Here is a 13196-nt window from a genome sequence, read left to right as displayed (position 1 = left end):
AGATCGCACAGATGCCCTCGCCGGAGGAAGTCGCGGCGGGGTTGGCTCGGTTCGCTGCGGGGTAAGGGTTTCGGGCCGGAGCCGCCACGGGAGGTGGCTCCGGCCCGGACAGCACGCTAGCCCCGGCCGTTGGCTCCCGGCGGCGGCGCGGACGGCGTGAGAGCCAGTTCCGGCCCGTCCATGAGCTCCGCCCAGCGGGTGTAGAAGCCGCGGGCGCCGATGTCGTTGAACAAATGCCCGGTGCGCACGTCGAAGCCCGGCAGGTCGGTGCCCGCCGGATCGTCGAAGCCCATGCCCATCTGGTAGTTCAGCGGGGTGCTGCGGGCGACGAAACCCCGGCCCACCGCGGCGATCTCCGACCAGTTCTCGCTGTCGTCGCATTCGAAGACGCCCGACGAGGAGAACGAGACCGTGACGCCGCGGAGTTTCTGCCGCCGGGTCTCCGCGTCGAGGCCTGCCGGGACGGCCACCCAGCCCCAGACTTCCATTTCCTCCGGCCCGCGCGGCTGCCACACCCGCAGCGGACCGGAGTAGCCGATGAACGAGAAATTGGGGAACACCGTGGCGTGCGCGACCGTGACCGTGTCGTTCGTGCCGTGCGGGGACGGGCCCACGCCCGCTTTCTCGTGCATCCGCTGAGTTACGCCGAGATCGGTCATCGCCGCGGCGTGCCCCGCCGCGCTGGAGTACTGGAAGATGCGGCTCGGTTCGGCCATTCCTCCGATGGCCTGCAACGCCGACGCGTGCGTGGTTTCCGCGTGGTAGCCGTCGGTGCCGAGTCCCTCGGCGGGCATTTTCCAGTTGCCCCGGATCCGCCATTTCATCGGGCCGGCCAATTCGATGTCCGAGCCGAGGGTGTCGATGAACGAATCCAGGGCGGGGCGGGCGGTTTCGAGGTAGTCGATCAGCGCCGGGGCGTCCGGGTCCCAGGTGCCGAAGACCATGCCGCGGTAGGACTCGACGCGGGTGACCGGCGTCAGCGACCAGCCCTTCTTGTCCAGCCGGTCGTGGTAGCCCTCGGTTTCGCGGGGCACCTTGACCAGTTCGCCCGCGGTGTCGTAGGTCCAGCCGTGGAAGGAGCAGGTGAATCGCTTGGTATTGCCGGAATCCTGCCGGCACACGCGCATCCCGCGGTGCCGGCACACGTTGAGCACCGCCCGGATGCCGCCGTCGCGCTGGCGCGACACGATGACCGGGTCCTCGCCCATCAGCGCGGTCACGAAATCCCCCGGCGCACGCAATTGCGATTCGTGGGCCAGGAAGAGCCAGGAGCGCGCGAACACCGTGCTCAGCTCTCTGCGGTATGTTTCCTCGGAATGGAAGATGTCCGCCGAGACTTTTCCGGTGGTGTCGAAGTCGATCAGATCGGCGTACATCTTCGCGGGCTCCCGTCGCGGGTCGAGGTTCGGATGGATTCGCGCGGTCAGAAGAACAGGCCGAGGTTGTTGGCCTGCACCACGCTTTCGGCGAGATGGATGGTGCGGTTGACGAGCTGGAAACTCAGGTCGGGGTGAGCGCGCAGCGTGTCGGTCCGCCGTCCGGAGAACGTCACGGCGTCGTCGGCGAGCCGGTTGCGGTAGACGTGGAAGACGCTGCGGACGAGGTATTCGCCTTCGGTGTCAGTGGGTTCGGCGGTGATATTGCTCAGTGCCCGTACGGTGCGAGCAGGCGGATTGTCCGACCACGCGGTGGGCTGTTGCATGCGCTTCACGCGCACCGCCAACGTGGTCTTGTTTTCGTCGTAGTGGTTGAACTCGTCGACGCCGGTCGCTTCGGACAGCAGATCGCGGTGCAGCCGGTTGCGCCGCAGCGGCATGAAGTAATGCACGTCGTCGGCGATCAGGTCGAACCAGTCGTTGTACCGGGCTTCGTCCAGCAGCCGCGCTTCGAAATACAGGAACTGCTCGATCTCGTACAGCAGTTCGTGCGGGACCCGGCGCGGCGGCCGGACCGGCGGCGCGTCGGCCGGCCGGGGCCGGTACGCCTGGGACGAAACGACGGGCCCGGTGAATGCGGTCATGCGAAACCTCCTCAGGTTCAGGGGCGCGGGGCCACGGAGATCACCCCGTCGAGGACCGTGACCGTCCAGGTGTCGACGGGTTCGGCCGCGGGCAGGGTGAGCGCGTCGCCGGTGCGCAGGCAGAACCGGGAGAAATGCGCCGGGCACTCCAGCGTGTCGCCCTCCACGAACCCGTCCGACAGTTCCACGTCGGCGTGCGAGCACCGGTCGGTCACGGCGTAGACGCCGGTGCCGGTGCGGACCACCGCCACCGGTCCCCACGGCGTCTCCGCCGCCCGCGGCTCGTTCAGCACGAGCTCGTCGTCGGGACACACCGGGAACGGCGCGGTGTCCGTCGAACGCTTCGTCATTTCCGGGACGCCCTCAGGAAACGCGGGTCGCCAGGTAGTGCCGGTAGCTGCGCACCGGGGCCTTGTCGGATACGCCGAGCCCGGTCTTCTTCCGGGACCACTTCGCCACCGGCGACATGCTGGCGTCGCCGGTGAACGGGGCACCGAGCGCGGTGAGCAGGCCGTGCTGGGCGATCGTCCGCTTCACCGGCGACATCCGCTGCTGCGCGAAGGTCCTGCGCACGAAGCTGTCGGGAGCCATCCGTTTCCGGACCGCTGCCTTGACCTGCGGCGAGATGTCGTTCTCCGCCAGCCATTCCAGCCGCGGGCAGCCGGGCATCGCCTTCGCGAAGGTGTCCGCCCGGTGGTCGGTGAGCGCGTCGACGAGCGAGAGGTAGCCGCCCGGTTTGAGCACGCGCGCGACCTCGTCGAAGAACCGGCCGAGCGACGGATAGCTGTGCGAGCTCTCCACGTTGACGACGACGTCGAAGGCGCCGTCCTCGAACGGAAGGTTCTCGGCGTCGCCGACGGTGTAGGTGAGCTGCTCGCCGCGCGAGTAGCGGCCGTTCGCCCGCGCGATCGCCGCCTTGGAAATGTCCACTCCGGACAGTTGCGCGGCTCCGGTGACCCGGGAAAGGAAGTTGAGCCCGGCTCCGATGCCGCAGCCGACCTCGAGCACGCGTTTGTCGCGATAAGCGTCCAGGCCCAGCGGAATCTGGGTCAGGGTGTGGAAGTAGAGCAGTTCGGAGAAACCGTCGCTGCCGAAGCTGGTGAACCCGGGAAGGATTTCCTCCACCTGCGCCTCGAGTTTCGCGTCGTGGAAACCCCAGTTCCACAGATCGCCGAGATTCCAGGTGGCGGCGATCATGTCGTACACCGAGGAGATCGCGGCCTTGGTCTGCTCCGCTTCCTGCTCGTTGTAGTCGTCGCCCGCTCCGGCCACGTGCAGCCGTTCCGTCGGCTTCGACAGTTCGTTCAGGTTCCGCGCACCAGGGTCGATTCGCTTCGTCTGGGCCACCGCCAGTTCCCCCTTGTCCGATTCTGCGTCGCGACGCCGGTCCATTCCGTTATTGCAGGTGCTCCGCCGCACGGGAAAGGCGGGAAGGTGCGTGTTTTCCCCGAGGGGCGCGGAGCGGCCGGGTTTCTTCCCGGACCTCGCTGTGGATCAACGTACTCGAACCGCGGGGAGTTGAGTAGGGCCCGCCCGCCGGTGTGCGACCGAGACCCGGAACGGGCTATTCCTGTGGCCCCGGCGGACTTTCCGGCCGCATCCTGTCGCATTCCCGCGGAAAAGCCAGCTGATCGACTGCGTTCGCGCGCGGGATCCGGTCCGGTGTTCGGACCGGATTGGTCGGGCGCCCGGTTCTGGATACCGTGACCGGCAGGGTCCGGCGCGCGTTCCGGCCGCCGGATGCCGTGCCGGAGAAAGGATTCTTCCCCCATGTCGGAAATCACCGAAAGCACCTCCTGGGTCCGGCGCTTCCATCCGGCTCCGGACGCGCCCGCGCGGCTGGTCTGCTTTCCCCACGCGGGCGGGTCGGCGAGTTTCTACTTCCCGATGTCGAAAGCGCTGTCCGGCGACCTGGACGTGCTGAACCTCCAGTACCCCGGAAGACAGGACCGCCGCCACGAGCCGGTGATCGCCGACCTCGGCAGGCTCGCCGACGAGACCGCCGAGGTCCTCCGGCCGTGGCTGGACCGGCCGGTGGCGTTCTTCGGGCACAGCATGGGAGCCGTGCTCGCGTTCGAGACCGCGCTGCGGCTGGAACGCGAGCACGCGTTCAGCCCGGTGCGGCTGTTCGCCTCCGGCAGGCGCGCCCCGTCGACCAGCCGCGACGAATCCGTGCACCTGCGCGACGACGAGGGCATCCTCGCCGAACTGAAGCTGATGAGCGGAACCGACGCCCGGCTGCTCGGCGACGAGGAGATCCTCCGGATGAGCCTGCCCGCCATCCGGGGCGACTACCAGGCGGTCGAGACCTACCGGGCCGAGCCCGCAGCGGCGGTGCGCTGTCCGATCGACGTGCTGACCGGGGACGACGACCCGAAGACCACGATCGCGGAGGCGCGGGCCTGGCAGGAGCACACGACCGGCGGTTTCGACCTCACGGTGTTCGCGGGCGGGCACTTTTTCCTTGCCCACCACCAGAAGGAGATCACCGCGCACATCCGGAACCGGACCGCGGCGGTCGCGCGCTGAGCGGCTTGCCTGTGCAACCGCGGAAATCCGGCGGTCGCACAGCCGATTGCGGCCGGACGTCCGAATCGTAGTGGCCCGGATCGGCTTGCGGAAGCCCGGCTCACCCGACCTTCGGCGGCCCCTGAAAGCCGCATGCTCTGACTAGTCTCACAATTCGGACATCCACCGTGCGCGGCCGGGTAGAGTTGGCCCTTGTCGGACTAGTGGAGGAACCGGTGAGTCATCCACCTTACGAGTTCGGCGTACTGGGGCCGCTGGAATTGCGTGCGCACGGTACGCCGGTGCCGGTCAACGCACCGACCCAGCGGGTCGTTCTCGCGGCTTTGCTGTTGCGCGCGAACAAGGTCGTGACGCTGGGCGAACTCACCGAAATCGTGTGGGGCGCGAGCGTGCCCGCCCAGCCGACCACCGCATTGCGCGTATACATCATGCGATTGCGCAGGCTGCTCGGGCGTTCGGAGATCATCCGGACCACGCCGACCGGGTATCTGCTCGAGGTCCCGGACGACGCGCTCGACCTGTACCGCTTCCGCGACCTCACCGTCCGGGCGGGCAGGCAGGCGGCGGACGGCGAACTAGCCCGTGCCGTCCAGCTCTGGGACGAGGCGCTGGCGCTGTGGCGGGACGAGCCGCTGCTGAACGTGCCGTCGGATTCGCTGCGCCGCTCCGAGACGCCGCAGCTGGTGGAAGCACGGCTGCGAGCCGAATGCGAGCGGGCCGAAGCGAAGCTCCGCCTCGGCGAGCATCAGGACGTCGTGAGCCATCTCCGCAGGCTGACCGCCGAGTACCCGTTGCGCGAGCAGCTCTGGCATCAGCTCATGCTCGCCCTGCACGGGGTCGGGCGGCAGGCGGAGGCGCTCAGCGCGTACCGGACGATCGTCGACGCGCTCGCCGAAAACCTGGGTACCGAGCCGGGCCCAGAACTGCAGAACCTCTTCCACGCCATCCTGAACGACGACCTCGACCTCAAAGCGCCCGCGGTGGAAGCCGTCCGGGCGCCCCGGCCGCCGCGACCCGCCTCCGCGCCCGGCGTGTCCCAGCTGCCGCCCGCACTGGAGGTGTTCGTCGGGCGCACCGCCGAGCTTCAACGGATCGGCGGCCTGCTGGAGACCGCCGGCGACGGCTCTGTGCCCGTCGTGACCGTGTCCGGGCCGCCCGGGGTCGGCAAGACCGCGCTGGCCGTCCGGCTGGCGCACCAGCTGCGTTCCCGGTTCCCGGACGGCCAGCTCTACGTCGATCTGCGCGGCTACTCGGACAAGCCCGCGCTCTCGACGCCGTCCGTGCTCGCCCGGCTGATGCGCGCGCTCGGCCTGCCCGCCGAACGCACCCCGGTGGAGGAGGAAGAGCAGGTCACCGCGTACCGCGCGCTGCTGGCGGGCAAACGGGTGCTGGTCATGCTCGACAACGCCGCCTCCGCCGCACAGATCCGGCCGCTGATCCCGGGGGACGCGGGCTGCGCCGTGCTGGTGACCAGCCGCAGCGAGCTTCGCAGCCTCGTCGCGCTCGACGGGGCCCATCTGGTCCGGCTCGACCTGTTCGAGCGGGAGGCCTCGGTGGCCCTGCTCGGCACGCTGCTCGGCGAGCAGGTCGCGCACGAGCAACGGGACGCGATCGCGCGGCTGGCCGATCTGTGCGGGCATCTGCCGCTGGCGCTGCGGATCGCGGGCGGCAATCTCGCGGGCAGGCCGCGTCCGGACATCAACGCCTACAACCGGTCCTTCGAGGAGGGCTACTGGGCCCACGCGCTGACCGTGGAGACCGAAGAGGACATCGCGGTCCACCAGGCGTTCGGTCTTTCCTACGCGGGGCTGAAACCCGAGGTCCAGACGATGTTCCGGCTGCTCGCGCTTGCCCCTGGCGCCGATTTCGCCGCCGACGCCGCCGCCGTTCTCGCCGAGCTTCCGCGGGCCGACGCCATGCGCACGCTGGAGCAACTGGCCGAGGCGAGCCTCCTGCACCGGCTGCCCGGCGAGCGGTACCACATGCACGACCTGCTGCGGGAGTACGCGGCCCAGTGCGGGGAGTCCGACGACGACCCCGAGTACCTGGAACGGGCGCGGGCGCGGCTGCGCGACTGGCATCTGCGCACCGCCGAACTGGCGGTCCGGACGCTGTACGGCGAACTCCCCCGCTACACCCGGGCGCAGCCGCCCGCTCGGACGACACCGGACGGCATCAGCCGCGCGGACGCACTGCGCTGGCTCGACGCCGAACGGGCCGCGCTGATCGCGCTGGTCGAGCACTGCGCCGAACACGGTCCGCGCGAGGTGGCCTGGCAGCTCACCGAAATCCTGGATTCCTACCTCAGCGTCAACGGCCACCAGGTGGACCTGCTCGCCGCGGCGGCGACCGGCCTGCGCGCCGCGCGCGAGGCGGGCGACGCGTCCGCCGAGACCGCCATGCTGATCCCGCTGATCCGCGAATGCCAGCTGGCCGGCGACCTGGCGAAGGCGGATCGGTACCTCGCCGAGGCACTGGACGAGGCCAAGGCGGACACGCCCGGACGGCCGATGGTGCTCGTGCTCGACGGCGGCATCCGGCTCGACCTCGACGAACTCGACGCCGCGCGGGAACGCTTCCGCCAGGTCGCCGAACCGGCCAAGGGCAGGCAGGTGCCGCCGATCGTGCGGCTGAAAGCGTTGCTGGGCTTGGGTTACGTGCAGCTGCTGCACGGCGAGTTCGCCAGCGTCCAGCCGTTGCTGAGCTCCGCGCGAAAACTGGCCGAGCGGATCGGGGCGACGATCGAACTGGTCGAATCCCTGCTCCTGCTCGGGCATTCGCGCCTCGCCCTGGGACAACCCGGTCCCGCGGCGGAGTACCTTCTCGAAGCCGTGGACCGGGCGAAGGCGTCCGGAACCCGGCACCACCACGTGGAAAGCCTTGGCCAGCTGGCGATCGCACTGCTGGCGGCGGGCGACCCGGCCAAGGCCGCGGCGATCGGCGAGCGAGCCCTCGCCTCCGCCGCGAAACTGGGCAATCCGCGGACGACGGCCAACGCGTGGAACGTCGTGGGAACCGTCCGGCTCCGGCGGGGCGAGTTCAACGAAGCGGTGCAGGCGTACGAAAACGCGCTGGAACATTCGACCGGGGGCACGGTGCACCGGTACGGCATGCTGGAAGCCCTTCTCGGGCTCGCCAGGGCGCACGGCGAGGCCGCACGGCCCAGGACCGCGTTCAGCCACGCGAGATTCGCCCTCACCGGGGCCCGCGACAGCGGTTACCGCTACCACGAAGGCCTCGCCAGAGGGATTCTCCTTCAGCACTCGGGCGGCACCGTGCCGCAGACGTTCTCCTGATCCCGCCCGGGGACGCAAGAACGCGGTCGCAAACGCCGGTCTTCGGCTACAGTGCGGGAAAGGCTTGCCGCGCCGATCCGCATTCCGACGTCGGCCGCGCAGTGCGGCAATGCCGCGATCCCCTTGGCCCGCGCCGGAAAGCGCGCGTTTCGAAAGGTGCACTGAGCATCGTGACGACCGGACAAAGTCTTTCCCCAGCGGAGTTCACCCTGCCGGACGGCCGCGTGATCTTCTGCACCAACGAACGCAACGCGGAACTGATCTGGCACGAGATGTCCACCAGCGTCTATCTGCGCGAGCAGGAGAAGCTGCCGGACGACGCGACGATCATCGACGTAGGCGCGCATTTCGGGCTGTTTTCGTTGCATACCGCGAGCGGTCTCGCGAACGCGCGGGTGCTCGCCTGCGAACCGGCCAGCGCCACGTTCGATTGCCTGTCCCGCAATTTCGCCGCCCACCTCCCCGGTGGCACCGCATTGCGAACGGCTGTCGCCGACCGGTCCGGAACCGTTGAGCTGACTTACTATCCGGCCAACGAAACCATCGCGACGATCGAGGTCGACGAGGAAGACGACCAGCGCAACATCTCGGCCGTCTTCGAGAACGTCGGAGCCGATCCGGCACAATCGGAAGCCTATTGCTCGGAACTGCGCCGCGCAGCGGAACGTTATCCAGTCCCCGTCACCACGATCGCGCAGCTGTTCGCCGACCACGACTTGGACACCGTCGACCTCCTCAAGATCGACGTCGAACGGGCCGAACTGGCGGTGCTGCGGGGAATCGGCGAGGCGAACTGGCCCCGGATCCGCACCGTTTCGGTGGAGGTGCACGACCTCGACGGCAGGCTGAACGAGGTAGTGAGCCTGCTAAGCGCGAAGGGTTACCGGACCGAGCAGCTGCAACAGGACCTCTACAAAGGATCGAGCGTCCACATCGTCCGGGCGCATCGTCCCTAGCCCCCTCTCTCCCGGATAGGCAGACTCCCTTGGCCACGCAAATCACGGCTACCGAAGAACTCCTCGACTACGTCCGGCGAATTTCGGGCCCCGAAGACACCCTGCTAGCCGAACTGCGCACCGAAACCGCCGAACTCCCCGGCGGAACCGCGATGCAGGTACTTCCGGAAGAAGCCCGTTTCCTGGCCCTGCTGGTGCTTCTGACCGGTGCCGAACGGATCCTGGAAATCGGCACCTTCACCGGTTACAGCACCCTGTCCATGGCCCGCGCACTCCCCGCGAACGGCCGCCTGGTCACCTGCGACCTCAACCCGAAATGGGTCAAGTTCGCGAAACCCTACTGGACCCGGGCCGGCGTCGCCGACCGCATCGAACCCCGCATCGGCGACGCGGGCACGACCCTGGACGAACTGGCCGCGGAAGACCCCTTCGACCTGGTCTTCATCGACGCGGACAAGGCCAACTACCCGAAATACTACGAAAAATCCGCGGACCTGCTCCGCCCAGGCGGACTGATCGTCCTGGACAACACCCTTTTCCTGGGCAGGGTAATCGACCCGTCCGCGACCGACCCGGACACCAACGGCATCAGGGAAGCAAATCACCTGATCCGAGAAGACGACCGCATGGACATCTGCGTACTCCCCCTGTCCGACGGCGTAACCCTGGCCCGCCGCAAGACTTTCTGACGCCCCAATGTGGCATTGGGTGCGTCCCACGCACCGAACGCCACATTGGGTGCATCTGACGCACCCAATGCCACATTGGGGCGCTAGCCCCAGCCACCTACGACACCGCAGCCGACGCACCCAACCAGCGAGGCACCCAGCCCCTCCCCCGCACCCCGATACAAAGCCGCCCTGCGGTTCGGGGGTGCTTGTCAAGGCATCTTTCCCGCCTTGACAAGCACCCCCGAACCGTCAGCACAATCAACCTTCGGGGTGCCCCACGCAACCCAAGACCGGGCCGATGTCGCCGCCAGGCGACGAGCCGAACTACTTCACCAACCCAAGACCAACCCCAAGCTCCGGAGCGATCAACTTCACCACCCCAGACCCTTCCCGCCGCTCAGCCGCCAAATGCAACCGCTCAATCCCACCGGCCGCGGCCCCCGCGAGACAAGCACACCCGGACTCGGCGAACCCAGCGAACCGATAAGCGATCTCCATGATCCGATTCCGCTCAGTCCGCCGGAAATCAGCCACCACATGCACTCCGGCCCGAGCAGCCTGATCCACGAGCCAGTTGAGAATCACCGCACCAGCCCCGAACGAAACCACCCGGCACGAGGTAGCCAGCAGCTTCAAGTGCCAAACCCGAGCAAGCCGCTCCACCAGCACGACCCCGACCGCCCCATGCGTCCCGAACCGATCGTCCATGGTGACAACCAGCACCTCATGCCCCGGATCCGCCAGCAACCCCCGCAACGTCTCGTCGGAGTAATGCACCCCGGTGGCATTCATCTGGCTGGTCCGCAGCGTAAGTTCCTCGACCCGGCTCAACTCGGCCTCGGTCGCCGGGAAAATCCGCATCTCCAGCTCGAGCGACCGCAGGAACTCCTCATCCGGCCCGGCGAAATCAGCCCGTTCCGCCTCCCGGCGAAACCCGGCCTGGTACATCTGCCGCCGTTTGCCCGAATCGATCGTCCGGGCTCGCGGGGTGAACTCCGGAAGACCCGGCAACCCGGCCGCCGCTTCCGCCTCGTAACAACGCACCTCCGGCAAATGGAACTGCACCTCGGCGCGTTCCGCGGGCTGGTCGTCGATGAAGGCGATCGTTTTGTGCGCGAAGTTGAGTTCGTCGGCGATCGCCCGCACCGAAGCCGATTTCGGGCCCCAGCCGATCCGGGCCAGCACGAAGTACTCGGCCACACCCAGTTCCTCCAGGCGCTGCCAGGCCGGCTCGTGGTCGTTCTTGCTCGCCACCGCCTGCAGGATGCCGCGCGCGTCCAGTTCGACGATCGTCTTCCGGATCTCGTCGGACAGGCGCACCTCGCCGTCTTCGAGCAGGGTGCCTTGCCACAGCGTGTTGTCCAGGTCCCAGACGAGGCATTTCACCATCGAAACCTTGTCGCTCACCGGTCTTCCTCCTGTTTCGCGCCAGCGAGCACGTGCTCGGACAGGATCAGCTGGCAGATTTCGTTGCTGCCTTCGATGATTTCCATCAGCTTCGCGTCCCGGTACGCGCGCGCGACCGGATGGCTGTCCCGCGCGCCCGCCGAAGCCAGCACCTGGACCGCCGAGGCCGCGCCGTCGGCCGCCTGCCGGGAACTCACGTATTTGGCCAGCACCGTGGCCAGCACCATTTCCGGAGAACGTTCGTCCCAGCGGCGGCTGGCGTGTTCGCACGCGCGGGTCGCGGATTGCTCGGCCACCAGCAGTTCGGCCACGTGCCGGGCGACGAGCTGGTGCTCTCCGAGCGGTTTGCCGAACTGTTCGCGGGAAACCGCGTGCCCGCGCACCTCGGCGAGGCAGGCGCGGAGGATCCCGACACAGCCCCAGGCAACGGAGATGCGGCCGTAGGCGAGCGCGGTGGTGACCAGCATCGCGGTGGACTGGCCCGCTCCGCCGAGCAGGTTCGCGGCCGGGAGCCGGACCCCGTCGAGCCGGATGTTCGCGTGCCCGGCGGCCCGGCAGCCCATCGGTTCCGGAACGCGCTCGACGTGCACGCCGGGCGTCGTGGCGGGCACCACCGCGGCCGCGGCCCCGCCCTCGTACCGGCCGAACACCACGAGCAGATCGGCGTAGTCCGCGGCGGTCACCCAGACCTTGTGCCCGTCCACGACGACCGAATCCCCGTCCGAGCGGATTTCGGTGTCCATAGTGGACAGGTCGCTGCCTGCTCCGGTCTCGCTGAACCCGACCGCGGCCACTGCGCCCGAGGTGAGCCGGGGCAGGAATTCCGTGCGCTGGCCCCGGTCGCCGAGCCGCTGGATCGTCCACGCGGCCATGCCCTGCGAGGTCATCAGGCTGCGCAGCGAACTGCACCGGCTGCCGACGTACGCGGTGAACTCGCCGCTTTCCGCACTGCTCAGCCCCAGTCCGCCGTAGCGGGCGGGCACCTCGGCGCACAGCGCGCCCGCTTCGGCGAGCTTGCGCACCAGATCTTCCGGAATGGCCCCGGCCCGGTCCCACGCGTCGGGCTGGTCGCCGATCAGTTCGCCGGCGAGGGCGCGGAGTTCGAGCGAGCGGTCAGCCACGACCGTCCTCGGCCTCTTCCGCCCGCAGGCGCTCGACCAGGCCCACCATGACGCGCGCGGTGCGGAAGTTGACCAGTTTGAGGTCCGGTCCGGCGATCTCGATGTCGAAGGCGCCCTCCAGGAAGACGACCAGTTCCATCGCGAACAGCGAGGACACCGTGCCCGATTCGAAGAGGTCCGCCTCGGGTTCCCAGCTGGTCTTGGTGCGTTCCGCGAGGAAACCGAGGATCCGCTCCTCGATCGCCGCCGAGGTCAGCTCGAGGTCCTGGTTCGGCGTCGTGGTCATGAAAGTTGTCCCCCGTACTCGTAGAAGCCGCGGCCGCTCTTCCGGCCGAGGTCGCCTTCCCGCACTTTCCGCAGCAGCAGTTCGTTCGGCTTGCATCCCTCGTCGCCGGTGCGCTCGTAGAGCACCCGCAGCGAGTCGGCGAGGTTGTCGAGGCCGATCAGGTCCGCCGTGCGCAGCGGGCCGGTGCGATGGCCGAGACAGCCCTCGAACAGCGCGTCGACGGTTTCCGGCGGCGCGGTGCCCTCCTGCACGACCCGCACCGCGTCGTTGATCATCGGGTGCAGCACCCGGCTGGTCACGAACCCCGGATTGTCGTTGACCACCAACGGGGTGCGCCCGAGCTCCTGCAGCGCGGACTTCAGCGTCGCCTCCGCCGCGGCCCCGGTCCGCCGTCCGCGGATCACCTCGACCATCGGGATCAGGTAGGGCGGGTTCATGAAATGGGTGCCGAGGAAATCCTCGGGGCGGGCGACCGAGTCCGCCAGTTCGTCGACCGGGATCGACGACGTGTTGGTCACCACCGGGGTACCGGGGCTGAGCAGCGCGGAAACCTTGGCCAGCGCGGCGGCTTTGACCTCGGCCAGTTCGGTCACCGCCTCGATGACCACGGTCGCTTCCGCGCCTTCCTCGAGCGAGACCGTCGTGACGAGTTCGCCGGGTTCGGCGCCGTCGGGCAGCGTGCCCATGATCCGGGCCAGCTTCAGCTGCTGGCGGACCTTCTCGCGGGCGGCCGCCAGCGTGGTCTCGTCGACGTCGACCAAGGTGACCGGAAGGCCGAACCCGAGTGCGAGCGCGGTGATCCCTATGCCCATCACGCCCGCGCCCAAAATGGTCAGCCGGTGGGCTGTGTGGTCCTTCGACATGACACCTCCATCGGGAAATCACCTTTCAGCTCATGCCCGGACTCCGG

At 68.6% G+C, this 13196-nt stretch carries 12 protein-coding genes; 4 read left to right on the top strand and 8 right to left on the bottom strand.

What is annotated here, in order from left to right:
- Nucleotides 1-116: 116 nt before the first annotated feature.
- From H4281_RS11865 to H4281_RS11850, 4 genes are read right to left on the bottom strand one after another with little or no spacing between them, the layout of a single operon-like run.
- On the bottom strand, nucleotides 117-1376 hold the full coding sequence (locus tag H4281_RS11865) for an aromatic ring-hydroxylating oxygenase subunit alpha (protein ID WP_182890947.1): 1260 nt from the start codon (nucleotides 1374-1376) through the stop codon (nucleotides 117-119).
- 47 nt (nucleotides 1377-1423) lie between these two features.
- On the bottom strand, nucleotides 1424-2020 hold the full coding sequence (locus H4281_RS11860; RefSeq protein ID WP_182890946.1) for a 3-phenylpropionate/cinnamic acid dioxygenase subunit beta: 597 nt from the start codon (nucleotides 2018-2020) through the stop codon (nucleotides 1424-1426).
- A gap of 17 nt (nucleotides 2021-2037) precedes the next feature.
- Nucleotides 2038-2370, bottom strand: coding sequence for a Rieske (2Fe-2S) protein (locus H4281_RS11855; protein WP_182890945.1), 333 nt, complete (start codon nucleotides 2368-2370; stop codon nucleotides 2038-2040).
- 13 nt (nucleotides 2371-2383) lie between these two features.
- Nucleotides 2384-3412 (bottom strand): class I SAM-dependent methyltransferase, encoded by a 1029-nt coding sequence (locus H4281_RS11850; RefSeq protein WP_182890944.1) that lies wholly within the window; start codon nucleotides 3410-3412, stop codon nucleotides 2384-2386.
- A 378-nt stretch (nucleotides 3413-3790) separates the two neighbouring features.
- Between H4281_RS11850 and H4281_RS11845 the strand changes: the two genes are divergently transcribed.
- The 4 genes from H4281_RS11845 (at nucleotide 3791) to H4281_RS11830 (ending at nucleotide 9490) form a co-directional block, all read left to right on the top strand.
- Nucleotides 3791-4549: a thioesterase II family protein gene (locus H4281_RS11845; RefSeq protein WP_182890943.1), complete on the top strand. Its 759-nt coding sequence runs from the start codon at nucleotides 3791-3793 to the stop codon at nucleotides 4547-4549.
- Nucleotides 4550-4764: 215 nt separating this feature from the next.
- Nucleotides 4765-7845 carry an AfsR/SARP family transcriptional regulator gene (locus tag H4281_RS11840; RefSeq protein ID WP_182890942.1) on the top strand — a complete coding sequence of 1027 codons (3081 nt, stop codon included), beginning with the start codon at nucleotides 4765-4767 and terminating at the stop codon, nucleotides 7843-7845.
- Between the two features lie 170 nt (nucleotides 7846-8015).
- The gene (locus H4281_RS11835; RefSeq protein ID WP_312872096.1) at nucleotides 8016-8801 is read left to right on the top strand and encodes an FkbM family methyltransferase; all 786 of its coding nucleotides are present in this window, start codon (nucleotides 8016-8018) and stop codon (nucleotides 8799-8801) included.
- Between the two features lie 29 nt (nucleotides 8802-8830).
- On the top strand, nucleotides 8831-9490 hold the full coding sequence (locus H4281_RS11830) for an O-methyltransferase (RefSeq protein ID WP_182890941.1): 660 nt from the start codon (nucleotides 8831-8833) through the stop codon (nucleotides 9488-9490).
- A gap of 306 nt (nucleotides 9491-9796) precedes the next feature.
- Here the strand turns inward: H4281_RS11830 and H4281_RS11825 are convergent, their stop codons facing one another.
- Genes H4281_RS11825 through H4281_RS11810 form a run of 4 tightly spaced genes read right to left on the bottom strand, consistent with a single transcriptional unit; the run spans nucleotide 9797 to nucleotide 13149 of the window.
- Nucleotides 9797-10861 carry an HAD-IIIC family phosphatase gene (locus H4281_RS11825; protein ID WP_182891523.1) on the bottom strand — a complete coding sequence of 355 codons (1065 nt, stop codon included), beginning with the start codon at nucleotides 10859-10861 and terminating at the stop codon, nucleotides 9797-9799.
- 14 nt (nucleotides 10862-10875) lie between these two features.
- Complete coding sequence (locus H4281_RS11820; protein WP_182890940.1) at nucleotides 10876-12000, bottom strand: acyl-CoA dehydrogenase family protein; 1125 nt, start codon at nucleotides 11998-12000, stop codon at nucleotides 10876-10878.
- Complete coding sequence (locus H4281_RS11815; protein ID WP_182890939.1) at nucleotides 11993-12286, bottom strand: acyl carrier protein; 294 nt, start codon at nucleotides 12284-12286, stop codon at nucleotides 11993-11995. Before H4281_RS11815 ends, H4281_RS11820 begins: the two co-directional genes overlap by 8 nt.
- Complete coding sequence (locus H4281_RS11810; RefSeq protein ID WP_182890938.1) at nucleotides 12283-13149, bottom strand: 3-hydroxyacyl-CoA dehydrogenase family protein; 867 nt, start codon at nucleotides 13147-13149, stop codon at nucleotides 12283-12285. Before H4281_RS11810 ends, H4281_RS11815 begins: the two co-directional genes overlap by 4 nt.
- Nucleotides 13150-13196 lie beyond the last annotated feature (47 nt).

The sequence above is a fragment of the Amycolatopsis dendrobii genome (assembly GCF_014145675.1).
GTDB lineage: Bacteria > Actinomycetota > Actinomycetes > Mycobacteriales > Pseudonocardiaceae > Amycolatopsis > Amycolatopsis dendrobii.
The sequence above is the reverse complement of the archived record's forward strand: the minus strand, read 5'-3'. Positions and strand labels throughout refer to the sequence as shown.

Bases quoted from the DNA above. Each gene is read 5' to 3' on its own strand.
- H4281_RS11810 (WP_182890938.1), bottom strand. From the start codon at position 13,149: ATGTCGAAGGACCACACAGCCCACCGGCTGACCATTTTGGGCGCGGGC.
- H4281_RS11845 (WP_182890943.1), top strand. From the start codon at position 3,791: ATGTCGGAAATCACCGAAAGCACCTCCTGGGTCCGGCGCTTCCATCCG.
- H4281_RS11865 (WP_182890947.1), bottom strand. From the start codon at position 1,376: ATGTACGCCGATCTGATCGACTTCGACACCACCGGAAAAGTCTCGGCG.
- H4281_RS11860 (WP_182890946.1), bottom strand. From the start codon at position 2,020: ATGACCGCATTCACCGGGCCCGTCGTTTCGTCCCAGGCGTACCGGCCC.
- H4281_RS11825 (WP_182891523.1), bottom strand. From the start codon at position 10,861: ATGGTGAAATGCCTCGTCTGGGACCTGGACAACACGCTGTGGCAAGGC.
- H4281_RS11855 (WP_182890945.1), bottom strand. From the start codon at position 2,370: ATGACGAAGCGTTCGACGGACACCGCGCCGTTCCCGGTGTGTCCCGAC.
- H4281_RS11815 (WP_182890939.1), bottom strand. From the start codon at position 12,286: ATGACCACGACGCCGAACCAGGACCTCGAGCTGACCTCGGCGGCGATC.
- H4281_RS11850 (WP_182890944.1), bottom strand. From the start codon at position 3,412: ATGGACCGGCGTCGCGACGCAGAATCGGACAAGGGGGAACTGGCGGTG.